Genomic DNA, 23,407 nt, shown 5'->3' on the forward strand with positions numbered 1-23,407 from the left:
TTATAAACTCATAATAACGTCAATACGGTATTGAATTGCAGTAATTTGTGCGCAGAGTGGTGAAAGGTCAAATTGTAATAGGAGAATATGATGAGAAAAGAAGCAGATTTTCTAACGAAACATCGGCAAAGAACGCTGGGATTAAAACAAATGGAAAAAATTTCAATGACGGACTATGGAAGAGAAGAATTTCAGTTGTTGGCAGCATTATTAGAAGCAAAAGAATCGCAATTTCTGAAAAAAAGAAATGACGAGCGATATCGAGTGCTTACAGAAGTATTATACCCGTTACTTTATGAAATTGCGTGGATACAAGGCGGGCATATCATATTAAATGTTGACGAGCAAGAATTTATTGGGACTCTGACTTATATAGGTGACGAACTTATATTGGATAATGATATGGGTTTGTCAGATTTTGTTGCAATTATATCTTCTGCAGATGATATTTCTATTTCTATGGGAGATAAGGGATTGGAAATTAATTTGATGTTCAAATTGTATGACAAGGTACAAGTTACGGATTGTTCAGAGGAAATTTCAAACATAGAAGAAAAAATTCGGCAGCATAGACTAAAAAAAGCTGAATTGCAAATTTGCCATACAGAAGAGCAGTAATAGTGAAATGAATTTTTCTATTGACAGGGGGTGAAAATTGTAGTATAGTTAGTCAGAACTAACTATACTAACTAACTAACGCCGAGAGAAACGAGAGTCGGTTTTATTTTTAGAGATGGGTTAGTTGAAACTAACCAATGACGAAGAACAACAGGAGTTGATACAGGAGAACGGAAAATGGAGAACTATTTGATCGAGCACTGCTCACCAACGCTGGCATCACTAAAAACAGCAAATTTATTTAACTATAGATTTGAATCGGAACAGGCATTATACGGTTACATTAGAACTTTAAATAGTGAGTTATCGTTGAAAGGCGTTTCTGTTGCAATTCTTCGAAAGTTTGATCATAGCGCACTGATCTATGTCTATCGTGAGAAAAAACTGCAGGAAGACCTTAACCGCCCTGGAGCAGCAGAATTTTTGCGGGAGCAGGGATATGAGGCATTTACGCCGAGCAGCGCCATTGCAAAGCTGCGCCAAAGATTCATAGAAGAAGGAGACTTTCCTCATGAGATTGGATTGTTTTTAGGTTATCCGCTGGGTGATGTGGTCGGTTTTATAGAAAATGCAGGCAGAAACAGTAAATGCAGTGGCTGCTGGAAGGTTTACTGCAACGAGTGCGAGGCTGTGAAACTGTTTGCAAAGTTTGATAAATGTAAAATGGTCTATAAACGGCTTTTTTATGAAGGCAAGTCTTTGCTGCAGCTCACTGTGGCTGTGTAAATATATAAAATGAAAGAAAAGAGGTATAAAACATGAGTAAGATTGCAGTCGTATATTGGAGTGGAACAGGAAATACTGAAAAGATGGCAGAGCAGGTTGTTGCCGGAGCAGTAGAAGCTGGCGCAGATGCAACGCTTTATGGTGCATCAAAGTTTTCTGCAGATTTGATGGATCAGTATGAGGCTGTCGCCTTCGGCTGCCCGTCTATGGGAGCAGAGGAACTGGAAGACAGCGAATTTTTACCGATGTTTGAACGGTGCGAGAAGAAGCTTGCAGGAAAGAAGATTGCACTGTTTGGCTCATACGGATGGGGCGATGGAGAATGGATGCGCAGCTGGGAAGATCGCTGTATTGAAGATGAAGCTGTCATTGCGTGCCCTTGTGTAATTTGCAATGAAGCGCCAGATGCAGATGCGGAGGCTGATTGCAGAGCTCTTGGCAAAAGTTTGGCTTAGTTATTTCTGCTGATATATATGACGGGGCTGTCTCAAATAAAACGAGACAGCTTTTTTTCGGCTTTAGGTCAGCGAGCTGGCTTGAAGCAGTCAGTCAGGCAGGTTTGGGTATGGGAGTAAGCTTAGCAGACCGAAAAATAAGATATGCCGGTGATTTGCCCGCGCCAATTTTGAGCTTGATTTCTGTATACATGGCGCGGACCTATGAGAAAGTGCCAGATACAAAAGCTTTTTAAGAAAAAATGGCGGCGGCAGAACAGAATGCAGACAGATAGTCGGAAAAAATTTAGCACCCTACAACAAAATATCAAAAAAGTAAGTACCAGGCGGCAGGCGCGCGCCAGTTTTTTAGAAAATGAATCCCAATATGGCGTTTGGCGGATGGCTGACGCCATGTATACAAAAAAACGCTTAGAAGATGGCGTTTTTCATGGGGTGAACGCCGGATATCCAAAAAAATCTTGAGACTATGGCGCGCCGGATTCTCTGCAGCACGAACTACCGCATACCAATCATTAAATCAGATTGAATTTCATCCCGGGATTTGACCTGGACCGTTTTCAGTTCAACATCACTTTTCTGCAAAGGGACCGTCTGATCACCTTTTTCGTTGAGGAGCAACCAATCGATAGATGCGTTAAGCGCCTCAGAAATGTCAATCAGCGCGTCCATATTTTAGGAAAGGATTGCTCAGAAGAAAAATTCGGAGTAAAATGAAGGCTAAGGAGGAATTGTCAATGAAAAGTATGAAGGAAGCTGCGCTGCGAAATATGACTGCGATTTATATAGAAAAGGATGGGAGCATGCTTATGCTCTACAGGATTGGCTCAAAGGTGGTTGCGCCTTCTTGGTGCGGTATTGGAGGACATTTTGAGCCGCAGGAACTGAATAAGCCAAGAGCCTGTATGCTGCGGGAATTACAAGAAGAAGCAGGGCTTTGCGAAAGCGATATTACTTCTGTAGAAATGCGATATGTAACTTTGCGGCTAAAAAATGGAGAAATCAGACAGAATTACTATTTCTTTGCAAAGCTAAGGGAAGGCGCGGCTGTAAATGAATGTACAGACGAGGGCATACTGCGTTGGATTCCTATAAAGGACGTTTTAGAGTTGGAAATGCCCGTAACGGCAAAACAAATGCTGACGCACTATTTTGGGGTTGGACGCTTTACTGAGGAAATTTATTGCGGCGTGACTGGTGAAGCGGGAATGGAATTTGCTGTGCTGCAGGAGTTCTAAAAAGATGCCCGGCTCCGTATTCTGTAATATGAGAATGGGGGCTTATAAATGAAAATAATTGTTGTGAGCGGCTATGCTTATCCGTCTATTGAGCCATGGGTACTTTCTTCCTGGCTGCCGGATCTGACATTTCTGGGAAATTTCAGCTATGGAATCACTGCAGAGGGCGGTGTTGTAGATTTGAACGACGAGAATCTGATTCAGGCAGCATACACTGCAGGGGTAAAACCGATGATGGTGCTGACACCCTTGGACGAGTCGGGAACTTTTAATGATGTAACCGCAGGCATTTTACTTTCGAATCCGCAGGCACGCACAAATTTGGTAAACAACATCTTGCAGACGATTCAAAGAAAAGGACTCGCAGGGATAGATTTTGACTTTGAGTTTGTACCAGTGGAAAATAGGCAGGACTATGTAGAATTGATTCGACAGACGAAAGAATTGCTGGGACCGCAGGGCTACTATGTAACGGCGGCTTTGGCACCTAAGACTTCCGATGCGCAGCAGGGAAGCATTTATCAGGGGCATGATTACAGGCAGATTGGGGAAATTGTGGATTATGCGCTGATTATGACCTATGAGTGGGGCTACACATACGGACCGCCTATGGCGGTTTCGCCAATCAATCAGGTGCGGAAAGTGCTGGACTACGCGGTCAGTGAAATTCCAAGGGAAAAAATTCTGATGGGCATGCCTAATTACGGTTATGATTGGAAACTCCCCTTTGTCAAAGGAGAAACCCGGGCAGAAAAAATGTCCAGCGGAGGGGCTTTCTGGCGGGCGCAATATTATGGCGCGGAAGTAATTTATGACCAACTTTCGCAGGCGCCGTATTTCACCTATTTTGATTCGGCTGGAAATAAGCACGTAGTCTGGTTTGAAGACATTCGCAGCATTCGTGCAAAGCTGGCGCTGGTTGAAGAGTATGATTTGGCGGGAGTGGGGTATTGGAACATTATGGACTACTTTCCGGCAAATTCTGAAGTACTCAATGAGATGTATCAGGTGCGGAAGCTGTAAAAATCGAAAATTTTGTAAAACGCCTGCGGGCGTTTTTTTGCTTTTCTTGACAAATATACTCGCAAAAAATAAAAGTGATACAAGAGTTTCTTAGAAATTCCTGCATCACTTTTTAAATCACTTGCGCAAAGTCTGTAAGTCCTTCCAAAGCCGAGGCTGGAATCATCATATGTAGCTGGTGGTTATCAATATAACCAATCTCACGGTCATAAATCTGACATTGACGTTCATGACTAAACCTGGCATTGATCATGATGATATAGGTGTCATCAGCGCAAATGACTGTGCGTCCGTCAATTTCCACGGGAAGGTTCAAAAGTAATACGCGTACAAATTCGTCCATATATTCTAAATTCATCTCCTAATATTATCAGGCAATACAATTCCTTGAAACTATTCCAGTGTATCGATGTCAGCATTGCGAGTGTAGTTCAAAAGAGCATCTGCAAGTGCCTGCTGTTTCTCCTCTTGCCAAATATCACCATACTTAGATTCGTAACAGATGATAGACTCTCTGAGAAAAGCCTCATCAATATCCAGATATTCTGCTATTTCGTAAATGTCGGTGCAGCCGTTTCTGCAGGCTTCTTTAATATGTTCTAGTGGAATCAACTTGTTGTATGCCCAGAGTCTGGCAGCACGCTCCTGCTTGGCGTTGTTTAAATCGTTCAAATCCAGTATGTTGCCGACAGAAGTTTCATAATGTCCTAATTCTTCCGCTAAAATACAAGCTTTTCGCTGTTCTGGAAGTTCCTTGTTAATCCAAATCGTATCGTCACCATAGAGTCCTTCGTGGCACATGGAATGTTCCTCAATATCCAGCATATCTTCGTATTCACCAATTAAATCTTCGTATTTGCTCATAAGATTTTTACTCAAAGTTATCACCTCGCGATCCCTTCTTTGCAGAAAAGCAGGCGAGTTTACCTATATGCAAAGGATTGCTCCACTGCAAACATACATGCTGCTAAAATGCAAATCAAGGTTATTTCTTCTTGCGTTTCGATAGTATATATTTCTTGAATGCTTCGATTTCGTCTAGTTCTTCTTCGGTCCATTCCGTCCCATCATGATGGGCAGCAATGGTGTGCACTTCTTCTGTCTGATGCTGCGTATTCTGTGCCGGCTCTGTCTGCCAGCCCATCAGTACAGCGGGCGTTACATCCAGAAGTTCTGCCAGTTTGACAATATTATCGTACTTCATATTCTTAATGTTGCCGGATTCCCAGCGTTGAACCGTAGCCTCGGACACATCCATTTTCTTTGCAATATCAAGCAAAGTGAATCCGCGGGCTCTGCGGAGTTCTTTTAAGGTAGTAAAAAGACTCATGAGATACCTCCTAGGAAAATTTTAGCACATATGTTCGCCCCTTGCAACCGTAAAAACTTGCATTTTACGTAAAAAATTTTCGAAAAGCCTATTGACAAACGTATGTTCTTGTGTTAGTGTAATGACACGATGAAACTTACGTAAAACGCAAGTTCGGTATGAAAACCATATTTTTTTCTGCAAAAACTTACGCAAAATGCAAGAAATGAGAATGTGAGTGAAGCCAAATGAAAAGGGAGGTTAGAGAAATGACAAAGCCGAAAGAACCATATTGGTACTACGTAAAATCTATCATTAAGGAGTATCCGCAGCTGGAAAAGGAAATGGCAAAGCCGCTGGAGCAAAGGCTCAGTATTTCTTTTGACGCAAGAAGCGGCGGGAAAATCAGCGATCCGACACAGACCTGTGTTATTCACGATTTACCGCCGAAGAAGCAGCGAAAGTATGACGCTGTTACCAATGCAATTTTAAAAACGCGGCTGACACATCCGGAAACAGCGAAGGACAGGCTGAAAATCATCGATCTGGTGTATTTTAGACAGTCTCACACCATTGAAGGCGCCGCCATGAAAGTCCCGTGTCACCGCAATGCAGCGGGAAAATGGCAGGGCGATTTTATCAAACTGGTGGCAGAAGAACTTGATTTGGTTTGAAAAACAGGTGTGTGCATCAGGGACCCAAAATCGTGCTAAGATGTGTACAGTGAAAAAATGAATTTCACCAGAAAGGAGGTAACCATGATTGAAGAGTATATACTGCAGCATTTGCAGGAACAGGCAAAACTGAAATCCTACCTTGCCAGCTATAACGGACTGCCGGCAGTCTTTTTAAACACTACGCCGTCAGAGCTGGACCCGGCTTGGGATGAGGAAAGACACTTCAGCCAGCTGATTTTGCATCTGGCAATGCAGGACGACCCGCAGCGTCAGGCAAAAAGCAGGCTGACTGTAGAGGTTTTGTCTGAGAAAAACAGTCAGCCGGAATATGCGCTGATAGATGCAGTGCGCGAAAGTCTTGACGGCTGGTTTTTCGCAGAAGCGAAAAAAGTCATATCGGCGCAGTGGATGTCCATGGAGTCTATAGAGGGAAAGACCATCGTAACCTTTCAAGTTACAGAATACCAAGACCAGACACTTTTCGCAGAAAATCCCGCAGCACTGCTTTCTGAATGGAGCAAAGAACATTTGCCGGAAATCCTGGGCACGCCATGTTATCTGCTCGGCAGAAATGATGTGACATTGCAGCGCGCCTTTAAGCCATCGGAAGAAAAACCGGCGATTTACTGGCGACTTTACAAAACCGGAAAATGCGAGACTTTCAAAGGCGGCAGCGGCACATTATGGCGAAGCGGAATTATATGCGGTCATATTATCGTGCCGGGAAACAGCGCAAGAGCTGATGCTATAGCGATTTTTCTCGAACATGCGCTGCTGCGCGAGAGCCGTATCGAAGGAAACGGGAGCTTTGTTCTAATCGGAGAAAGTCAGGGGCTTGATCTGACCCAAAGTCCGGCGCAAACCGGGCAGCTGACGGTGGAAGCAATATATCCGATTACAGCAGACAAACCTGCCTGCGAAAAGTTGCAGCATGTATCAGTAGCAATGAAAGAAAGGGAGTAGAGAATGAAAGAGAAGAAAAACAAATCTGTGTACACTGTAGACCAGCTGGCAGATGCTGCCGGTGTGTTTGGCAGCAGAAGCGTGCTGGTAAAAGCGGCTCTTTTAACAGATGGTCGAGAAACGTATACAGAGGAAGAAGCCAGAAAAGTAATTAAAATGTTTAAACAAAAGGAGGTAAAGTAAATGGCTCAGATTTTTAAAGAAGGAGAAATGAAAGTAAGACCGGACGTATATTATCGTTATGACGTTCGAGGAGAAGAAACAGTTGGTGCAACAGACGGCATCAATGCACTGGTGATGGAAGCGCCGTGGGGACCGCTGGGCGAGGTAAAAGCATTTTACAATGCAAAAGACCTAGCAGAAGCCTATGGAACCTGCGATGGCGTAGAAATGGCGGCAATTATGTTTGCTGAAGGCGCAAGCACAGTATATGTGTACAGAGCAGGTACAGGCGGTGCAAAGGCCAGTCTGACTCAGGGTGACAATGTGGTGATTACCGCAAAATATGAAGGCAGTCGCCCGATTAAAGTAAAAGTTCTGGCGCTGCCGGGCGGAAAGCAGAAACAGTGTCTGGTTATTGCAGACGACAAGGTAAAGGAAGTCTATACCTTTGCAGCCGGCGGTGAAAATGAAGCGGCAGAATTGGCAAGCGTGTTGCAAGCAAGTGCATATGTCACAGCAGAAGAGGGCAAAACCGGCACTGTGGAAGAATTTGAAACAGTGCTCAGCGGTGGTGAGGATCCAAAGGCTGTCGCAGACGATTATCTGGATGGCTTCTATGCGCTGGAACCGTACTACTATAATGTCATCTGCTGCGATACCATTTCTGACAGCATCCAGAATGTGCTGGCAGCTTACATCGAAGAAGTTGTGGAAACCGGCAAGTTTCCTATTGCCGTAATGGGTACAGACTGCACAAAGCCACTGACAGACAGAATGGCAGCGGCAGCAGAAAAGAACAACGGTCAGATTGCCATGATCGGTAATACTTATACGGAACTGACCGGAATTGCAGCAAAGATGAACTGTGCAGTTGCCCATCTGGCTGGCGCAGTAGCTGCAACACCTGCAAACCAGAGTATCGTACATAAAGCGCTGAAAGGTGCTGGTGATGTGACAGAAAGATTCACAGGCACTCAGTACGAGGAAGCAATAAAGAACGGTTTAGTACTGCTTTCCAGGAGTGCGGATGGTCAGGTCTGGTTTGACTCCGGCGTTACTACACTGGTAAATCTGGATGAAAATCAGGACGCAGGTTGGAAAAAGCTGAAGCGTACCAAGGTAAGAAATGAATTAATGCGCAGACTGCACGTTGCTATGGAAAAGAAAATCGGAAAAGTGAACTGCGACAGCGACGGCATTGCCGATGTAATTCAGACCGGTATCCGAGTGCTGAACGACATGGCAAGAGAAAAGAAGATTATGCAGGGAGGCATCTTTACGCTGGATACAGAAAATCCGCAGACCAGCGATAGCGCTTGGTTCATCGTAGAGGTTGACGATATCGATACACTGGAAAAGATTTACCTGCACTACAGATTCAGTAATACACAGACCAATGCTTAAAATTTTAGAATGACGAAAGGGGAAAAAATATGTTAGATCAGAAAACACTTGTAAAAAATCTTATGACAGGAAAGGATGGAAGCTTGTTTATTTCAGTTGGAGATGATCCTGTAGAGCTTTTTGAAATCGACACTTATTCTGTCAAAGCAAACTATACCAATCTGGATTACCAGCCGGTTGGTTCTTATCAGAAATTCGGCGTACCGGCAGACGTATCCTATACGCTGACCTTTACGGAAGCGGTTGTTAGAGATGATATCATTATGAAACCGCTGATGGACGCAGCGAAGGCCGGAAAGAATATTAGCTTTACGTTCAGAGCGAAGGTGAAAAGACCTGACGATACAAAGGCACATCTGGTGCTTGAGGAATGTATTCCAGATGGAGAATTTGACCTGATGACCCTGACACCGGGCGAAATCATCAAGAGAAATCAGTCTTTCAGAGTTAATGGCGCACCGGATTTTCAGGATTGGTTAAAAGACTTATAAAAAATTCAGGCTAAAGTTTATGGAAGCTGCCGCCAGCGGCAGCTTCCGATTAAAGAAAACCGTAGGGGACGATAGAAATTTCACTACGCAGAAGCTAACAGGAGGAGATTAAAACATGGAAAACAACACACAGGAAACGATGAGAAGCACATATATTACACCGGTAACCGATCCGGATATTCCCGCAAAAGTTGCGGAGAAAATTGAAAAAGAAGATGAATACGATTTGGTGAGCTCACTTCTTGCAGCAGCGGAGTATCAGCAGGCGCCTGAGATGGTGAAAGAGGTGGAAATCAGAAGAAAGGGAAAACTGTACTTCACTGTGCATGTTCACCCGGTATCTGAGGAAGATATTTCCTTTGCTAGAAAGAAAGCCTCCAAATATTATGAGAATCCACAGGGTAAAAAGCTGCCGAGAGTTAGGGGTGAGTTGGATAGCAACCTATTTAACTCATGGATTATATATTTAGCAACGACAGAGGCTGACAGAGATAAAATTTGGGGCAATGCCGCAATGATGAAAAAATTAGGTCATTTGAAACCGGTGGAGTCCATCAATTCTCTTTTGATTGCTGGTGAAAAATCCCAGCTCATTGATCTGATCTTTGATATCAGCAGAATGACTGACGATGAGGATGAGGAAGAAATCGGCAGTGAGAACTACGCAAAAAACTAATTAAGGTAAGCGGACTGGCGCAGTGGCTTCACTTCGCTTATCAGAATCATAACAAAGAACCCGGCATTCTGATGGGACTTCGAACCTGCCAGGATCTGGTACTCCCCGGCGAGCGCACTTTCATGATGGCGTCGGATTTGCTGGCGGTGGAAGAGGGCTTCGTACCTGTCAAAGTCAGCAGCTTTGGGAAAAAAGAAGTGGAATAGAGATGATAAAAGGACGGCATACACAGAAGGGGTTGCCGTCTTTTGGTTTAAAGAGATAATGGGGACGAATACATTATAATGCAAGAAAGGAGAGAATATGGCAGATAAAGTTATAATTGCGATTGATGATAAAGTTACAAACAAAACAACAAAACAACTAGGGGAACTCTCAAAACAGATTACTGGGATCAAAGATACAGTAAAAACATTTGGAAAGATGAATGTAAGACCTAAAGTAACATTAGACAATACAAAGTTTTTGGAGAGCGTAAAGGATTCTGAGTCTAAATTAAATCGTTTGGAAAAGAAATGGGTGGCTTCTATGGAGCTAAGTGACAAAACATCTCTAAAGGTGCGACAAATACAGTCTCGTTTATATAATCTTGCCAATCGTAACTATCAAATTAAGATAGGAATAAATTCTGCAGGAGTGTTGCAGGAAATTGGAAAAATAAGGCGTGAACTGAACCAACCGTTTGTAATCGGAGTCCAGCAGTCTGAAAAAGGATTTAGCAGTTCTGGTGGAATAAAGTTTAGTAATCCAATAAAGACACAAGATGGATTATCTTCAGCTACAAAAAAATGGACGCTTGATAGTATGAAAGAGGAGTGGAAGGACTTAACGGATACAGCCTCAAAATATAAGTCCACAGTGGAGAAATATAAAAACTTGAAGACCCGCTTTGAAACGGCGGATCCTGCATCTCCAGCAGGACGATTAAAAGGCGTTTTAAACAAAGTTAAAATGAAGTTTTCAGGAGGGGTAAATACAACAAGTGGTGTTCCTATGCTTACATCAGAGGTGCCGATGGTACAAAGCCTTGAGGTGGGCGCTCCAGCACTTGTGACTAGTGCGGCTCAAACATTTGGTTTAGCGCTGGGAGCTGCTGGGATAGCAGAGGGAATAGATCATATTGGGAATGGAATTTTAGCAGATAATAGCTATGCAAGAACATATGAAATGTCTAAAGGTGCTGCGAAAATAGGTGCCGTAGGAACAGGTGCCGCAATTGGTTCTGCGTTTGGCCCTCTTGGAACCGCAGTGGGGGCTGGAGTTGGTTATCTTGCAGGAAAATATCTTAGTGATCCGATAGCAAAATGGGCCGGGGGAGGAAAACTAGGTGCAATGAAAAATGCTGCCATATCCCCAGAGGCAGCAGAACGTTTAGAGGAATATCGACAGAAGCAGGCAGAACTGGCAAAATCTAAATTAGATGAAAAGTTTGGGAAGATTACACTTTCCGCAAAAGAACTATCGGAAGTGGTTAAAGGATTATTTGACCCAGCACAAACTGCAAGAATTAATAATGCAAGTGCTGCGATATCAGAGGTTGAAACGGCCTTTAATACATTACAGCAAAATAACGCTGGATTTAAAAAAACTCTGTGGCTTTCGTCATCGGAAAAGCTAGATTCAGTTGAACAAAATAATTTAAAGTTTTCTGCTGACAATTTCGGAGAGGAACAAATTGCATATTTAAAGGATAAACAGTATGCAGATATTGAAGCGGTTAAAGCTGTAGCAGGGGAAGGAGAATCTGGTGAAATACTAATCGATAGTATAAATGAGAAATATACAGAGAAAATTGATGAAGCACAAAAATTAGTTTCGAAGTTAAAGGAAAAGACTGCTAAAGCACTGGAAGATGGGTATATTGACAAAGCTGAACAAAGTGGGCTTGATAAAATAATACAGGATATAGAAGCGCTTGAGAATGGGACGAGTACCTCTGATAAGAATGAAGATCAGACCGAAAAAAAGATAAATCCTTTTGAGAATATGGCAGTAAGCAGCTTGAAGGATATGGATTGGGCTTCTTTTCAGAACATTATATCTGGTGGAATTAGCAGTGCGGACGAAAAAGCAGCGGTTCTGGAGGATGCTTATAACAGCGTTGGATCGCAGTTCAACGCTGAGGAAAGAAAGATAGCACTGTGGGGTAAAAACGGAAATGGAGAAGAAGGTCTATATGCGGAAAAGACAAATCTTTATATGGATGTTGCTAAGACTACAAATGAGGAGTTCAAAAATCGTTTTAAAGGTGAACTCGGGTATTTCGGAGAATCATCGATAACTGAAATAAGTGCACAGATGAAAGAGAATCCTTATGAAAGTTTTAAGAAGTTTAGAGACCAAGGCAATGCATTGCGTGCGGATGAAGAAACAAGAGCGGCTGTAGGAGAATATGTTGACAGTATGGCTGGCACTACACAAAAAATATTAGAGTTAGCCAAACAATTTGAAGCTGCTGGAGTTGCTGTGCCACAAGAAATGCAAGAATATTTAAAACAAATGGACTTTTACGCATATGTCGCAGATGACAAAGCGATGAATTGGTTAAGTGATAATGCTAATAGAAAATTCCAGACGGATAACTATGATTATCTGGTAGGCGCTGCACAAACACCACAAACAGAAAGTTCCCAGGAGGGTGGTGGAACTGCGACAGTTGCGACACAATTACAGGTAGATGGTGAAAAAGTAATTGATGGACAGATAAATATTACACCGGAGGATTTTGGAATTCCTAAATTTATACAAGCACCAGTAGATGTATATATTAAAGGCAATAAAATTGTTGGAGAAGCACCATCACTACCACAACCATCAGGAAATAGAGGAAAATTAGTTAACCATAAATACCGCGGCGGCATTATCGCCCCAGCCTTCGCAGACGGCGGCTACGTTCACGGCGGTGCCCAGCTGATTACTGTAGCAGAAGAAGGCACGCCGGAGGCGATTATTCCGTTGGGCAGACATAGAAGAAAGCGGGCACTGGAGCTGTTCAACCAGGTTGGTGGATATCTGCAGGCACCAGGCTTTTCTCCGAAAGGCTTTGCAGCGGGAGGTATCGTAGGCAGCATTGGCAGTCTCAGCGGCGGTGCAGGAGGCAGCGGCGCACCGGTCGCAATCGAAGTCGGCGGTGTGGAAATTAAAGTGGAGGCAAAGGATGGACAGTCCCTGGTCGAAACTATCAGAGAGAACAAAGAAGCAATCAGTGAAGAAATCGCAGGCGTATTTAATGCAGCCTTTAAGGGACAGTTTGCTAATACGCCGGCAGCAGGAGGTGCAGGATTATGATGAGAATTGTTGCAAGAGAAGTAAATAACAGCAAGAAAGAACTGGACTTTGACTGGCTGCCGCTGGAAATCAAAGACAGCGGCGGCGATATAAGTTTTGCCAGCTATAATCTTTTGGACAGAGGTGAAATCGTAAGACCCGGCGGCAAAGGTCTGCGGCGTATCTCGTGGGAAGGACGTTTTCCGGGGGAAAGCAGAAAGGATCTGTCTATGCTGGCAGGGCCGTGGCGCGATCCGATGGAATGTGACGAGCTTTTGCGTAGATGGCGTGATAAAGGCAAGAGAATTAGCCTGACCATAGAAGGAACCAATATTTCAAAATTCCAGTGCTATGTCAGTCAGTACTCGTCTTCCTATGCGGGCGGACTGGGCGACCTTGAGTATTCCGTCGAATGGATTGCCTACAAGCCAGTTTCTGTTACCGTAAAACCTAAGGCAAAAAAGAGCAAGAGCGGCAAGACTCGCCCGTCGAAAAGCTTTACGAAGTATACCGTAAAAAGCGGAGACACCCTCTGGGGTATTGCAGAAGCAAAATTAGGAAATGGAAACAGATACAAAGAGATTTATAATCTCAATGAAAAGGCAATAGAGGATGCGGCGAAAAAGCATAAGTTCAGTTCCTCAAACCACGGCGACCGTATCTGGCCGGGGCTGGTACTGAAATTACCGAAGAAATAAGGAGGGAGCAAAATGAATTATGAGATACCGACATATAAGGTCGTGGTTAAATCGCCGGATGGCAAGACCTTTGATACAGCAGGAATTATAACAGGACTGACGCTGACCGAGTCCAAAAGCCAGCTGGCGCAGCGGGCGACAATCAGAATGTTTAATAGATATATTAGCAAACACGGATATCCCAGTAACCTTTTTCCTGTGAGAAGCCGTGTTTTTATTTACGCAAAAGGCGGTGGAAAAACGAAGCGAGAGGAGGTCTTTCGTGGCTACGTGTGGGACACCGATTATAGCCTGGGAAATGGAACCCAGCTGACCCTGACCTGCTACGACAATATGATTTACTTTATGAACTCCCAGATTTTGACTTACTTTTCCAAGGGAAAATCCACCAAGGAGATTGTAAAGACCCTGATGGAAAGGCGGGGCGTGAAGCTGACCTATAACTACAGCAGTATCACCCATCCCAAACTGCCGCTGTCCGGAACCCTTGCTGACGTGCTGACTTCTGAACTTCTCGATGAGGTGCAGAAAAAGAAGGGCGTAAAGTATGTGGTTAAAAGCAAAAAAGGAAAGATTTATATCGACAAGCAGGGAAGCAATGAGAAGGCGTACTGCATTTCCCGCGGGTCGCAGAGTATTATGCAAAGCTATAACAGGTCTGTCACCATGGATGGCATGGTAACAAGCGTAATAATTGCCGGAAAAAGCGATGAAAACGGAAAGCGCAAGATAGAGGAGCGGGTTGATAAAAACAGGAAGACCTATGGCACTTTAGCAAAGATCATTTATAAGGATGAGGATACGAAGCTTTCCGAGGTGAAGAAAGAAGCGAACTACATTCTGGACGAAAATGCGACGCCGCAGCGGGAGTATGAGGTGACTGCGCTGGATGTTCCGTGGATTCGCAAAGGAGATCGGGTACGGATTGAGTTCAACAAGGGTACATATCACGACTGTGTTGTCAACGAAATTACCCATAACTGCGATCAGGCAACTATGACCCTGAATGTACGACGTATGAAGAAAAAATAAGGACAGGGCAACACTGTGCAAAAGGGGCTAAAAAAACTGATAGAATGTGTATAGTGAAAACGTATAGAGATACTGCCGTGTTAGCGTAAACTGCCCCATTTTGAGAAAAAAGGGCAGTTTTAAGAGGTTTTTCGAATAAAAAGGAGGGGTTATATGGCAAGCAATATTGAAAAGCTGGGAGAGACTCTGCAGGGCAGAATGCGGAGTGTGAAGCAGTCCGGCAGCAGCACACTGCTGGAACTTGCAGAAATAGGGTCGGGCGGAGCGCTTTTGCCTGATGTGTCACCGGGACCGATTCCTGCGGGTGAGTATTCCATTTGCAGAGCTGTATCAGGTAAAGTGACAGCGGATTTTCGCTACGAGAAATTGAAAGCCGGCGACCGGGTTTTGCTCTGCTGGTGCGGGCGCGAGCCGGTTGTCATTGATGTAATTGCAAAGGAAGGAGGTGAATAATGTGGAGGACGAATATTTATTCCCAGAGGATTTGGAAGAGATAGAACCAGATGAAGATGTGCTGGAATCAGGTGAAGCGGCAGGCTATGTGGGAGCACCTGCTTTTGATGGAGACTTTGTCAGGGATGGAAAAAATTGCGTGCAGGCAGCAAGTCCTATGGATGCGTGGAAACAGTGGTGCGTTAACTGCCTATCCATGGAGCGGTATGCAAGTCCCTTGTATTCTTCGGATTTTGGCATTTCTCTGACAGAGATTTTGCAGGCGGATACCAGAGCTGAGGCAGAGGCGATGTTTCGGGCAGAAGCAAAGGAAGCCCTGGAAGCAGACCCTTATGGCAGGACTGACTATGTCGGGGAGATTACCTTTGACTGGGGCAGTGACAGCGTAAAAGTAACAGTAGAAGTGGTTGGCATTGATGGTGCTGCCATAGATTTTGAAGTGAATTTGGAAGGAAGGTGAGAAAGATGGCAGAAGAATGGACTATGCCGGAATTTCTAAACAGAGATTTTGAAGAAATTATGGAAGAGATGACCGCAGATTTGCCGGAGGATATTGATGTGAGCGAGGGCAGTCACCCGTACAACCTCCTTGCGCCTACGGCAAAGCAGGAAGCGTATTTTGCGCAGTTTATCCTGGCAGAAGCGATGAAAAGAATCTTTCCACAGTTTTGCGAAGGAGAACCGGAATATGTGGACTATCATGGACAGGTAAACGGGATGAGCAGAAAGGCGGCTGCTTATGCAGAGGCGGAGCTTTCCGTGACGGGCACAGCAGAAGCGGTAATCCCTGCAGGAACGGTTTTTACAACAGCCAGTGTCAATGATGCGGCGTCGGTGAGTTTTGTTTCTGCGGAAGCTGTGACGCTGGATGAGAACGGCTGCGGACGAGTTACCGTAAGGGCAGAAGCGCCGGGAGCAGGCGGAAATGTAGGCGCAAACACGATTATCCTGCAGGAAAGCCCTATTGACGGGATTTCTGCAGTGACAAATCCAGAAGCTGCAAAAGGTGGAACCGATGAGGAAAGCGACGCAAGCTTTATAGCGAGGATTATGGAATACGAAAAAATGCAGGGTCTTTCCTTTGTAGGAAATACCAGCGATTACAAGCGCTGGGCGGAGGAAGTGGACGGCACGGGAACAGCCGTGGTGGTGCCGCCTTCGGAAGACGATGATTCGGGGCTTGTGACGATCGTGCTGACAGACAGTCAGGGGAATCCCGCAGCGGAGAGCCTTTGCAAAAAAGTCTATGACTATATTGTAAGTCCTGATGAGCCGGAAAGGCGTAAAGCGCCAATTAACGGCGCTGTGCTTTCTGTAGTGCCGCCGATGATTTTGCCGGTGCATATTTCAGCGACGGTAAATCTGATGGAGGGTGTATCTTTGGAAGCAGTTAAAAGTGCTTTTGCAGAAAAGATAAGAAGATATTTGGCAGAAGTGCCTTTGGAAAAGGAAATCCGCTATACGCGTATTGGGGCATTGCTTTCGGAAACCCAGGGCGTGAAGGATTACGATTATGGAAGTCTTCTTGTAAACGATGGCCGCAGCAATATTGCTGTAGAAGTCAATCAGTTCCCGCAAATTGAGCAAGACGGTATTTCCCTTGCAGAAAGGCGCTAGGTGACAGGATGGAATATTACAGCAGTGAGAGAATTGAAGAGATTTTGAAAAGCGATAAGGCGCGGGAAATTCTCGGCTGGTTTCCGCCGGTATACAGCGATGCCTATGTATTTTTGTGGCTTTTGGAGGAGGTGGGCATGAGTCTTTCTCGTCTGGAACAGTGGGCGAGAGAGTTTGCTGAACAGGTTATGCCCCAGACGGCTACCTGGTCGCTGCCTTACTGGGAAGAGCGATACGGAATTTTGCCCGATGAAAAACTGAGTCTCTCTCAGCGGCGAAATCAGATTGTGAACAGGCGCAGAACCCGTGCGCCGATGCCGCCTGCCAAGGCAATAGAAATCGTTGAAAATTTAACCGGCGTGGATGTGCGCATTGAAGAAAATACGGGAAAAAACAAGTTTACTGTGATGTTTGGCGATGTAGTGCCGCAAGACGTCATAGCAGCAGTGAGACGGGAACTGAATATACTGAAACCCGCCCATTTGATTTATGAAATAGTCACTTCGATTTTTTATGAAATGGTGACAGCAAGATATCTGGCAGCAAAAGCCGGAGTATTTAAAATGTATGAGGTAAAGGAGGAAGAATAAATGGCAACATGGACAAATTTTTGTAGAACCCAGCAGGGAAAAGCGCTGGATATGAAGCTGATTAGCAAGGAGCAGCCTCTTCGGCTTACGAAGGCGATAGCAGGCGCTGGGCGCATTGATTCAGCGCAGCTTGTTTCGCTGGTTCAGCAGCCGGAGCCGAAGCAGCAGCTGGTTTTACTGGACAAGGAAACGAATACTGACGCAGCCGAAATTACTCTGCCCGTTTTGCTTACTAATAAAGGGCTTACAGAGTCTTACCATATGCAGACTCTGGGGATCTATGCACAGGATCCGGACCTTGGAGAAATTCTCTACATGGTCAGTCAGACTTTAGCGGAGGAAGGTGAAGAAATTCCGACAGAAGCACAACAGCCGGCATTTTCTATTCAGTGGAATCTTTGTATAAAGGTGTCGGATACGGAAAACGTGACCGTAGAAGTGCCGCAGGCGGGAGTTTTGACCGAACTTGCCGCAGACAGACGGTATGCGAAGGCGGCTGATTTTGCGGAGCTTGCGGAAAGTGTCGCAGGTAAGGCCGAAAAGTCTGCAGTTGTACTGGGTGTGGTGAGAGCGCAAAGCTGGGATCAGACGGACAAAACCTACAGCTTTGAGACCGAGTATCCGGCAGGTTCTTATGATCTTGCAGTGGAGCCGGACAGCAGCTGCTCAGAAGAACAGCTTGAAGCGTGGGGCAGTGCGAAGGTTGTAGGTAGTGTATCTGCAAATGTATTAAAAGCATTTGGAGATGTGCCGGCAGTGGATGTGCCGGTGATTATGGAGGTGAAGAGGAAATGAGTATTAGTGTGAAGAATACTGGCGGGGGAAGCGGCAGCAGTTTTCCTAATGGGACTAAATGGACGCAGAGTAATATAAAACCTATTGGCAAATTCGTTAATTATAATAATTTATGGGTATTGTCCAGCGATGGTTTTATGTATTCAGAAGATGGAAAAACTTGGATACAAAGCAACATTACTGGAGTTAATTTTGATTCTATCTATTATAACGGTGAAATTTGGGTTATTGGTAGTACTGAACATGGCCTTTATTATTCAACCGATGGTAAGACATGGACACAAAGTAATGTGACCAATAATAGTTTTATGACTATATACTACGCAAATGATATTTGGATAGCGGGGAGTCAGTATGCTTCAATGTATTACTCCTTAGATGGCAAATATTGGATTCAATGTAGCGGAGTAGACGAAGACTATTTTAATGATATATATTATAATAATGATATATGGATTGTAAGTGGTGCAAATGGGCTATATTACTCAACAGATGGTAAATTATGGACGAAAAATACAGAAATCCATAATTCTTCAAAAATATATTATTATAATTCAATATGGAATATAACTTGTACTAATGGGCTGTATTACTCAGAAGATGGAAAAGCTTGGACAAAAAGTAATATAACATTTGGAGATGTTAAAGGTATAAAATGTAATAATAATATTTTTATTCTATATTCTGATTATTATGGGTTGTATTACTCAACAGATGGAAAAACTTGGACAAGAAGCAATATTACTAGTGGATTTTTCAATTTTGTAGATTACAATGACGATGTTTGGGTTGCCGGCGGTTCAGATGGTTTATATTATTCAGACGATGGAAAGGTTTGGACGCAAAGTAATATAACCGACAAAAATTTTATGAGTATATGTTATAAAAACGATATTTGGGTCGCTGGGAGTAATAGTGGCCTTTATTATTCTATTAACGGAAGAGATTGGCAAAGCGATGTATCTAGTGGAAATTTTAGCAACATACAGTACTCTGATGGTATATGGGTTATTGGAGGTAACGGATTATATTATTCTGAGGACGATTGTAGGCATATTACAAATATTTTTATTTCTACTGGAGAATCTATTAAATTTTATAATGCTAATGGTACATGCGTGATTACAACTCATGATGGAGTATGCTATACAAAAGATGGAAAAATATGGAATCAAAGTGATATAACTGGTTCTTATTTTAATTTTATAGATTATATTAATAGATTATGGTTATGCGGTAGTTTATACAATGGTCTTTATTATTCAGAAGATAATTGTAAGACATGGACTAAAAGCAATTTAACCACCGGGGTTAATTGTGTATACAGCGCTAACAATTTATATGTTGCTGCTGTCAGTTATAGCGGTCTTTATTATTCATCAGATGGTAAGTCATGGACTAAATCAAATATAACTTCTGGTGAATTTTCCTCTGTCTATAATTGTAATGGTATATGGGTAGCATGTAGCAATAGTGGCCTTAATTATTCATTGGATGGTAAGTCATGGACTAAATCAAATATAGATAGTGGATATTTTCATAAGGCATATTTTGCAAATGGCATCTGGGTTGCTGGAAGCGGTAAGGGCTTATATTATTCATTAGACGGAAAAAACTGGACTCAATCAAATATAACTTCTGCCAATTTTTCTTCTGTCTATAATTGTAATGGTATATGGATAACAGCTAATGATCTTAACACCGGGGTATATTATTCATTAGATGGACAGACCTGGACTCAATCAAATATAGACAGTGGATATTTTTATAGTATATATTATAAAAATGATATTTGGGTTATGGGACATTCTACTGGTTTATACTATTCATTAGATGGAAAAACCTGGAGTCAATCAAATGTAACTGGAATAAATTGTTTTGAAATTCAAAATTCAAATGGTATATGGATAGCAGGTTGCGATACTGGTTTATACTATTCATTAGACGGAAAAAATTGGACTCAATCAAATATAGACAGCGGACATTTTAATTATCTATGTTGTAATGATAATATATGGATCGCTTATAATGGAAAATATTCGTATTATTCAGTAACATGGGAACCATCTAGTTAAAGGCGGATATAAAATGAATTACAAGCATTATCAAAAAAGTTGATATGACAGGGATAGAAAGTCTATGGAAAAAAGTAACAAAGTAAAGGAGGTACATATGACAGAGATTATGACAGCTGCAATCACCGCAACGGGACTAATTATCGTGCAGCTAATCGTATCCAGCCGGCAGCAGCGGGCGCAGGACATTAAGGTTGATGCGGCACTGAGCGAGGTAAGAAAAGACATCCAGCGCCTTGAAGAAAAGCAGGACAAGCATAACAATCTTATTGAGCGCACCGCAGTGCTGGAACGGGATGTGAAAACTGTTTTCAAGCGGGTTGATGAGAATAAGGCAGAAATTGCATATTTAGAACATAAAGGAAAGTAGGAGATATGAAAATGAGTAAGAAATGGCTTAAAGCAGCAGGAATCAGAGCAATTAAGACAATGGCACAGGCAGCCGTTGCCATGATCGGGACAAGCGTTGTGCTGGAAGATGTAAGCTGGCAGGTCACGGCATCATCAGCAGCGCTGGCAGGTATTTTGTCTATGCTTACCAGTGTGGCAGGATTGCCGGAAGTCGATGAAAAGTAAAGAACCTTGTTCGCAGGAACAAGGCATGGTATAATACATATAGTCAAGAGGACGAACTAAGAAAGCGGTTGACCTTCCCCAAAACTCGAAAGGGGTTTTGGATTTCAAGGAAGGTGATGGCATGACAGAGTACATATTTGATGTAGTTTATCTGCTGATTCTTTACAGAATTGTGAAAGAAATAAAATAACCGCCGATAGTTTAGCGACCTAGGCGGCTATTTTTAGCTAACATGGTTAACCGTTTTTTTCCGGTTTCCTCTTGACTCCAATATACCACGAAAAAAGAGATTATGCAATAGTCAATTTACCCTGCACCCCGCAGGGCTTTTTATTTTGGAGGTGTATTATGGCAAAGAAACCAATTTTATTCTATTTATCTGCAGGGCACGGCGGCAGCGACCCCGGTGCCGTCAGCGGAAAGTTTGTGGAAGCAGATATGGCAAGAGTTGTGATGGCAGCATGCAGAAAGGAATTGCTGGCGCATAAGGGACGTACATATAAAGTGGCATATCCGGAAAAGGACGGTAGCGGCATGTCCCTTGCGGCACACGTTGCCGACATGGCACGTTACAAAGCGAAAGGCTACAGAGTAGTGTCCGTTGACGGACATTTTAATGCCGGTGGCGGCGATGGTGACGAAGTCTGGGTATGGAAGGGCACCGTGACAAAGAGTCGCCTCGGCAAGGTGCTAGCTGATCTGATTATCGCGGAACTGAAAAAGGAAGGTCAGAACACTAGAGGCGTTAAGTACACTAAAGACCTGTACTTTCTCAAAGGCATCGGCGTGCCGGTGCTGGTGGAATACGGCTTCGTGGATAATAAGACCGACCGGAAAGGTTTTGACACGAAGAAAGAGCTAGAGGCTTACGGAAAGGCAACCGCAAGAGCACTGATTAAGTATTGGGAGAAATATCAGTAAAAATTTTGCGAGAGAAATATTATAGTTTGTAATTACTTTTTGGTTATAAATGCAATTCCACAAGATTCGCAAATTCCAGCAACTTTACTGTTGTCAACTTTTATCGTAGTGCCATATTGTGTACGCTTTGCTGCAACTTGTAAATTTCGTTCCTGTATGGGGAACTAGATGAATTACTATCTAATTAAAGAACTGAAAAAATACCAGACGAAACGAGTTCTATTTTGTCACAAGATGCGGAAATATGTGATAGAATGCGATTAAAAACTATACAAGATGTTACAAATTCGTTGTAAAATGACTCTGATTATGTTAGGATTAAGAAAATAAGCGAGGGGGTAAAATCCTCCCCTGCCTGCGGGAGATTGAAGACTTGATTGGAGGTGCAGGATGCGTTTATATCATGGGAGTAATGTGGAGGTACCCGCACCTAAATTGATTCGGCAGAATCGGTTCCTGGATTTTGGTTTTGGATTTTATACTACGACGAATAGAGAACAGGCGATTGCCTTTGCGGACAAGGTATATAAGCGTAGCAGAGAAGGTAGCAGAGTTGTGAATATATATGAAATTGACGAAACTGTCGCCTTTGCGGAATGCTTTGTACTGCGTTTTGCGTTTCCTGACGAAGATTGGTTGGATTTTGTATCGGAGAACAGAGCGGGGACATATGACGGGGACAAATATGACATCATCTATGGACCTGTCGCTGACGACGACGTCTATACGACATTTACGCTTTATAGTGCCGGAGCGCTGACAAAAGAACAGGCTTTGGAGGCACTTAAAATCAAGAAATTGTACAATCAGCTGGTACTGACCTCCGAACATGCGTTAAGCTATCTGCGGTTTATCGGGACTGTGCCGGAAGAAGAACTTTGATGGAGGCAGGAATGGAAAAGAAAAAATTTGAAGCGATGCTGATACTCCTTGTTCCACAGGTGGTCGGCTTGATTGCAGAAAAGTATTGCTGCAGCGAGGTAACTGCTTCAGAGGAATTCTACAGTTCCAAAGTCTATTCTTTTTTGGAACAGGAGGATACTAAGCTGTGGCATTTTAGCCCACTGACCATATTCAATATGTTTGACGAAGAAAAACAAAGGGGAACGTTTACGTTTCCGGAGGAGGCATGACGATGAGCAGAGAAGGAGATTTTCTGATTTACTGCACGGAGCAGTATAAGTCGGCAAAAAATCTGACCGGCGCGCAGGTGGCCGAGTTATTCAGCCGATACAAGGTCTGGAATTACATCTATTCCTGCTTTGAGGCGCTGCACACCACAGGAGAAAATTATATTATCAGAGACATCGATTTGTACATTGAAGAGAGAAAGGCGGCAACGGTATCATAACGGATTGCCGCCGTTTTTTATTTGCAGTGCGCTGCTGGCAAAGTGCTGCATTGCTCCACGTTTCGCCCTAAGCCCCATCAAAGAAAACCGTTCCACACAGTCCCCAAAATCTTGAGGAAGATGTTACAAACCGGCGGCTACAACTCCGAAATTATCTTACGGCTTGAAAACCGCCCTATTTCTTTAAAATTTTTTAAATATTTCTCCTATACCACCAGCAAACCTATTGCTAAAACGGGCTGAAAATGGTAAAATATTATATTAATGATTAAGCAAAATTTGCCTGGTCA

Annotated in this window: 31 protein-coding genes; 28 read left to right on the forward strand and 3 right to left on the reverse strand. The window is 43.4% G+C overall.

Annotated elements, in window-relative coordinates; genetic code table 11:
• The first annotated feature begins 90 nt into the window (after positions 1 to 90).
• The 6 genes from D1151_RS12825 to D1151_RS12850 all read left to right on the forward strand — a co-directional run bounded on the left by D1151_RS12825 (position 91) and on the right by D1151_RS12850 (position 4,060).
• Positions 91 to 618 carry a hypothetical protein gene (locus D1151_RS12825; protein ID WP_161909160.1) on the forward strand — a complete coding sequence of 176 codons (528 nt, stop codon included), beginning with the start codon at positions 91 to 93 and terminating at the stop codon, positions 616 to 618.
• A gap of 177 nt (positions 619 to 795) precedes the next feature.
• On the forward strand, positions 796 to 1,344 hold the full coding sequence (locus tag D1151_RS12830; protein WP_161909161.1) for a DUF3793 family protein: 549 nt from the start codon (positions 796 to 798) through the stop codon (positions 1,342 to 1,344).
• A 32-nt stretch (positions 1,345 to 1,376) separates the two neighbouring features.
• The gene (locus D1151_RS12835; RefSeq protein WP_161909162.1) at positions 1,377 to 1,799 is read left to right on the forward strand and encodes a flavodoxin; all 423 of its coding nucleotides are present in this window, start codon (positions 1,377 to 1,379) and stop codon (positions 1,797 to 1,799) included.
• Between the two features lie 204 nt (positions 1,800 to 2,003).
• Positions 2,004 to 2,264 (forward strand): hypothetical protein, encoded by a 261-nt coding sequence (locus D1151_RS12840; RefSeq protein WP_161909163.1) that lies wholly within the window; start codon positions 2,004 to 2,006, stop codon positions 2,262 to 2,264.
• A gap of 272 nt (positions 2,265 to 2,536) precedes the next feature.
• Positions 2,537 to 3,037 carry an NUDIX domain-containing protein gene (locus tag D1151_RS12845; protein WP_243151218.1) on the forward strand — a complete coding sequence of 167 codons (501 nt, stop codon included), beginning with the start codon at positions 2,537 to 2,539 and terminating at the stop codon, positions 3,035 to 3,037.
• A gap of 48 nt (positions 3,038 to 3,085) precedes the next feature.
• On the forward strand, positions 3,086 to 4,060 hold the full coding sequence (locus D1151_RS12850) for a glycosyl hydrolase family 18 protein (RefSeq protein WP_161909164.1): 975 nt from the start codon (positions 3,086 to 3,088) through the stop codon (positions 4,058 to 4,060).
• A gap of 112 nt (positions 4,061 to 4,172) precedes the next feature.
• Here D1151_RS12850 and D1151_RS12855 read toward each other — a convergent pair whose 3' ends face one another.
• The 3 genes from D1151_RS12855 to D1151_RS12865 form a co-directional block, all read right to left on the reverse strand.
• On the reverse strand, positions 4,173 to 4,403 hold the full coding sequence (locus D1151_RS12855; protein WP_161909165.1) for a hypothetical protein: 231 nt from the start codon (positions 4,401 to 4,403) through the stop codon (positions 4,173 to 4,175).
• A 50-nt stretch (positions 4,404 to 4,453) separates the two neighbouring features.
• Positions 4,454 to 4,939: an ImmA/IrrE family metallo-endopeptidase gene (locus D1151_RS12860; protein WP_243151219.1), complete on the reverse strand. Its 486-nt coding sequence runs from the start codon at positions 4,937 to 4,939 to the stop codon at positions 4,454 to 4,456.
• Positions 4,940 to 5,045: 106 nt separating this feature from the next.
• Positions 5,046 to 5,390 (reverse strand): helix-turn-helix domain-containing protein, encoded by a 345-nt coding sequence (locus D1151_RS12865; RefSeq protein WP_161909166.1) that lies wholly within the window; start codon positions 5,388 to 5,390, stop codon positions 5,046 to 5,048.
• Positions 5,391 to 5,638: 248 nt separating this feature from the next.
• Between D1151_RS12865 and D1151_RS12870 the strand changes: the two genes are divergently transcribed.
• The 22 genes from D1151_RS12870 (at position 5,639) to D1151_RS12970 (ending at position 23,117) form a co-directional block, all read left to right on the forward strand.
• A complete protein-coding gene (locus tag D1151_RS12870) occupies positions 5,639 to 6,043 on the forward strand; it encodes a hypothetical protein (protein ID WP_160201832.1) in 405 nt (134 codons plus the stop codon).
• Between the two features lie 84 nt (positions 6,044 to 6,127).
• Positions 6,128 to 7,009, forward strand: a complete 882-nt coding sequence (locus D1151_RS12875) for a hypothetical protein (RefSeq protein ID WP_161909167.1) — start codon at positions 6,128 to 6,130, stop codon at positions 7,007 to 7,009.
• A gap of 3 nt (positions 7,010 to 7,012) precedes the next feature.
• Positions 7,013 to 7,192, forward strand: a complete 180-nt coding sequence (locus D1151_RS12880; RefSeq protein WP_161909168.1) for a hypothetical protein — start codon at positions 7,013 to 7,015, stop codon at positions 7,190 to 7,192.
• Entirely contained in the window at positions 7,193 to 8,575 is a 1,383-nt protein-coding gene (locus D1151_RS12885) for a phage tail sheath subtilisin-like domain-containing protein (protein ID WP_161909169.1), read from the forward strand.
• 29 nt (positions 8,576 to 8,604) lie between these two features.
• A complete protein-coding gene (locus D1151_RS12890) occupies positions 8,605 to 9,066 on the forward strand; it encodes a phage tail tube protein (protein ID WP_161909170.1) in 462 nt (153 codons plus the stop codon).
• 115 nt (positions 9,067 to 9,181) lie between these two features.
• Complete coding sequence (locus D1151_RS12895; protein ID WP_161909171.1) at positions 9,182 to 9,742, forward strand: hypothetical protein; 561 nt, start codon at positions 9,182 to 9,184, stop codon at positions 9,740 to 9,742.
• A gap of 71 nt (positions 9,743 to 9,813) precedes the next feature.
• Entirely contained in the window at positions 9,814 to 9,948 is a 135-nt protein-coding gene (locus D1151_RS17070) for a hypothetical protein (protein WP_279261623.1), read from the forward strand.
• Positions 9,949 to 10,045: 97 nt separating this feature from the next.
• The gene (locus tag D1151_RS12900; RefSeq protein ID WP_161909172.1) at positions 10,046 to 13,030 is read left to right on the forward strand and encodes a hypothetical protein; all 2,985 of its coding nucleotides are present in this window, start codon (positions 10,046 to 10,048) and stop codon (positions 13,028 to 13,030) included.
• Entirely contained in the window at positions 13,027 to 13,707 is a 681-nt protein-coding gene (locus D1151_RS12905; RefSeq protein WP_160201825.1) for a LysM peptidoglycan-binding domain-containing protein, read from the forward strand. The genes D1151_RS12900 and D1151_RS12905 overlap by 4 nt, the downstream gene beginning before the upstream one ends.
• Positions 13,708 to 13,719: 12 nt before the next feature.
• A complete protein-coding gene (locus tag D1151_RS12910) occupies positions 13,720 to 14,739 on the forward strand; it encodes a hypothetical protein (protein ID WP_161909173.1) in 1,020 nt (339 codons plus the stop codon).
• A gap of 153 nt (positions 14,740 to 14,892) precedes the next feature.
• Positions 14,893 to 15,192 (forward strand): hypothetical protein, encoded by a 300-nt coding sequence (locus D1151_RS12915; RefSeq protein ID WP_161909174.1) that lies wholly within the window; start codon positions 14,893 to 14,895, stop codon positions 15,190 to 15,192.
• Position 15,193: 1 nt separating this feature from the next.
• Complete coding sequence (locus D1151_RS12920; protein ID WP_161909175.1) at positions 15,194 to 15,652, forward strand: DUF2634 domain-containing protein; 459 nt, start codon at positions 15,194 to 15,196, stop codon at positions 15,650 to 15,652.
• A 5-nt stretch (positions 15,653 to 15,657) separates the two neighbouring features.
• Positions 15,658 to 16,809 (forward strand): baseplate J/gp47 family protein, encoded by a 1,152-nt coding sequence (locus tag D1151_RS12925; RefSeq protein ID WP_161909176.1) that lies wholly within the window; start codon positions 15,658 to 15,660, stop codon positions 16,807 to 16,809.
• Between the two features lie 8 nt (positions 16,810 to 16,817).
• Entirely contained in the window at positions 16,818 to 17,399 is a 582-nt protein-coding gene (locus D1151_RS12930; protein WP_160201820.1) for a putative phage tail protein, read from the forward strand.
• Positions 17,400 to 18,194, forward strand: coding sequence for a hypothetical protein (locus tag D1151_RS12935; protein WP_161909177.1), 795 nt, complete (start codon positions 17,400 to 17,402; stop codon positions 18,192 to 18,194).
• Positions 18,191 to 20,269 (forward strand): hypothetical protein, encoded by a 2,079-nt coding sequence (locus D1151_RS12940; RefSeq protein WP_161909178.1) that lies wholly within the window; start codon positions 18,191 to 18,193, stop codon positions 20,267 to 20,269. Before D1151_RS12935 ends, D1151_RS12940 begins: the two co-directional genes overlap by 4 nt.
• A 97-nt stretch (positions 20,270 to 20,366) precedes the next feature.
• On the forward strand, positions 20,367 to 20,639 hold the full coding sequence (locus D1151_RS12945; protein ID WP_160201817.1) for a hypothetical protein: 273 nt from the start codon (positions 20,367 to 20,369) through the stop codon (positions 20,637 to 20,639).
• An 11-nt stretch (positions 20,640 to 20,650) separates the two neighbouring features.
• A complete protein-coding gene (locus D1151_RS12950; RefSeq protein ID WP_201759558.1) occupies positions 20,651 to 20,845 on the forward strand; it encodes a holin in 195 nt (64 codons plus the stop codon).
• Positions 20,846 to 21,193: 348 nt separating this feature from the next.
• Positions 21,194 to 21,766 (forward strand): N-acetylmuramoyl-L-alanine amidase, encoded by a 573-nt coding sequence (locus tag D1151_RS12955; protein ID WP_161909179.1) that lies wholly within the window; start codon positions 21,194 to 21,196, stop codon positions 21,764 to 21,766.
• Between the two features lie 390 nt (positions 21,767 to 22,156).
• A complete protein-coding gene (locus D1151_RS12960; RefSeq protein WP_160201814.1) occupies positions 22,157 to 22,648 on the forward strand; it encodes a DUF3990 domain-containing protein in 492 nt (163 codons plus the stop codon).
• 11 nt (positions 22,649 to 22,659) lie between these two features.
• Positions 22,660 to 22,899, forward strand: a complete 240-nt coding sequence (locus tag D1151_RS12965; RefSeq protein WP_160201813.1) for a hypothetical protein — start codon at positions 22,660 to 22,662, stop codon at positions 22,897 to 22,899.
• A 2-nt stretch (positions 22,900 to 22,901) separates the two neighbouring features.
• Entirely contained in the window at positions 22,902 to 23,117 is a 216-nt protein-coding gene (locus tag D1151_RS12970) for a DUF3791 domain-containing protein (protein WP_160201812.1), read from the forward strand.
• The last annotated feature ends 290 nt before the right edge of the window (positions 23,118 to 23,407 follow it).

Origin of the sequence: Emergencia sp. 1XD21-10 (assembly GCF_009936045.1) — a bacterium.
GTDB lineage: Bacteria > Bacillota > Clostridia > Peptostreptococcales > Anaerovoracaceae > Senimuribacter > Senimuribacter intestinalis.

What these genes read in the sequence shown, in the direction of transcription:
- D1151_RS12825 (WP_161909160.1), top strand. Translation starts at nt 91, where the DNA reads ATGAGAAAAGAAGCAGATTTTCTAACGAAACATCGGCAAAGAACGCTG.
- D1151_RS12830 (WP_161909161.1), top strand. Translation starts at nt 796, where the DNA reads ATGGAGAACTATTTGATCGAGCACTGCTCACCAACGCTGGCATCACTA.
- D1151_RS12835 (WP_161909162.1), top strand. Translation starts at nt 1,377, where the DNA reads ATGAGTAAGATTGCAGTCGTATATTGGAGTGGAACAGGAAATACTGAA.
- D1151_RS12840 (WP_161909163.1), top strand. Translation starts at nt 2,004, where the DNA reads ATGAGAAAGTGCCAGATACAAAAGCTTTTTAAGAAAAAATGGCGGCGG.
- D1151_RS12845 (WP_243151218.1), top strand. Translation starts at nt 2,537, where the DNA reads ATGAAAAGTATGAAGGAAGCTGCGCTGCGAAATATGACTGCGATTTAT.
- D1151_RS12850 (WP_161909164.1), top strand. Translation starts at nt 3,086, where the DNA reads ATGAAAATAATTGTTGTGAGCGGCTATGCTTATCCGTCTATTGAGCCA.
- D1151_RS12855 (WP_161909165.1), bottom strand. Translation starts at nt 4,403, where the DNA reads ATGGACGAATTTGTACGCGTATTACTTTTGAACCTTCCCGTGGAAATT.
- D1151_RS12865 (WP_161909166.1), bottom strand. Translation starts at nt 5,390, where the DNA reads ATGAGTCTTTTTACTACCTTAAAAGAACTCCGCAGAGCCCGCGGATTC.
- D1151_RS12870 (WP_160201832.1), top strand. Translation starts at nt 5,639, where the DNA reads ATGACAAAGCCGAAAGAACCATATTGGTACTACGTAAAATCTATCATT.
- D1151_RS12875 (WP_161909167.1), top strand. Translation starts at nt 6,128, where the DNA reads ATGATTGAAGAGTATATACTGCAGCATTTGCAGGAACAGGCAAAACTG.
- D1151_RS12880 (WP_161909168.1), top strand. Translation starts at nt 7,013, where the DNA reads ATGAAAGAGAAGAAAAACAAATCTGTGTACACTGTAGACCAGCTGGCA.
- D1151_RS12885 (WP_161909169.1), top strand. Translation starts at nt 7,193, where the DNA reads ATGGCTCAGATTTTTAAAGAAGGAGAAATGAAAGTAAGACCGGACGTA.
- D1151_RS12890 (WP_161909170.1), top strand. Translation starts at nt 8,605, where the DNA reads ATGTTAGATCAGAAAACACTTGTAAAAAATCTTATGACAGGAAAGGAT.
- D1151_RS12895 (WP_161909171.1), top strand. Translation starts at nt 9,182, where the DNA reads ATGGAAAACAACACACAGGAAACGATGAGAAGCACATATATTACACCG.
- D1151_RS17070 (WP_279261623.1), top strand. Translation starts at nt 9,814, where the DNA reads ATGGGACTTCGAACCTGCCAGGATCTGGTACTCCCCGGCGAGCGCACT.
- D1151_RS12900 (WP_161909172.1), top strand. Translation starts at nt 10,046, where the DNA reads ATGGCAGATAAAGTTATAATTGCGATTGATGATAAAGTTACAAACAAA.
- D1151_RS12905 (WP_160201825.1), top strand. Translation starts at nt 13,027, where the DNA reads ATGATGAGAATTGTTGCAAGAGAAGTAAATAACAGCAAGAAAGAACTG.
- D1151_RS12910 (WP_161909173.1), top strand. Translation starts at nt 13,720, where the DNA reads ATGAATTATGAGATACCGACATATAAGGTCGTGGTTAAATCGCCGGAT.
- D1151_RS12915 (WP_161909174.1), top strand. Translation starts at nt 14,893, where the DNA reads ATGGCAAGCAATATTGAAAAGCTGGGAGAGACTCTGCAGGGCAGAATG.
- D1151_RS12925 (WP_161909176.1), top strand. Translation starts at nt 15,658, where the DNA reads ATGGCAGAAGAATGGACTATGCCGGAATTTCTAAACAGAGATTTTGAA.
- D1151_RS12930 (WP_160201820.1), top strand. Translation starts at nt 16,818, where the DNA reads ATGGAATATTACAGCAGTGAGAGAATTGAAGAGATTTTGAAAAGCGAT.
- D1151_RS12935 (WP_161909177.1), top strand. Translation starts at nt 17,400, where the DNA reads ATGGCAACATGGACAAATTTTTGTAGAACCCAGCAGGGAAAAGCGCTG.
- D1151_RS12940 (WP_161909178.1), top strand. Translation starts at nt 18,191, where the DNA reads ATGAGTATTAGTGTGAAGAATACTGGCGGGGGAAGCGGCAGCAGTTTT.
- D1151_RS12945 (WP_160201817.1), top strand. Translation starts at nt 20,367, where the DNA reads ATGACAGAGATTATGACAGCTGCAATCACCGCAACGGGACTAATTATC.
- D1151_RS12950 (WP_201759558.1), top strand. Translation starts at nt 20,651, where the DNA reads ATGAGTAAGAAATGGCTTAAAGCAGCAGGAATCAGAGCAATTAAGACA.
- D1151_RS12955 (WP_161909179.1), top strand. Translation starts at nt 21,194, where the DNA reads ATGGCAAAGAAACCAATTTTATTCTATTTATCTGCAGGGCACGGCGGC.
- D1151_RS12960 (WP_160201814.1), top strand. Translation starts at nt 22,157, where the DNA reads ATGCGTTTATATCATGGGAGTAATGTGGAGGTACCCGCACCTAAATTG.
- D1151_RS12965 (WP_160201813.1), top strand. Translation starts at nt 22,660, where the DNA reads ATGGAAAAGAAAAAATTTGAAGCGATGCTGATACTCCTTGTTCCACAG.
- D1151_RS12970 (WP_160201812.1), top strand. Translation starts at nt 22,902, where the DNA reads ATGAGCAGAGAAGGAGATTTTCTGATTTACTGCACGGAGCAGTATAAG.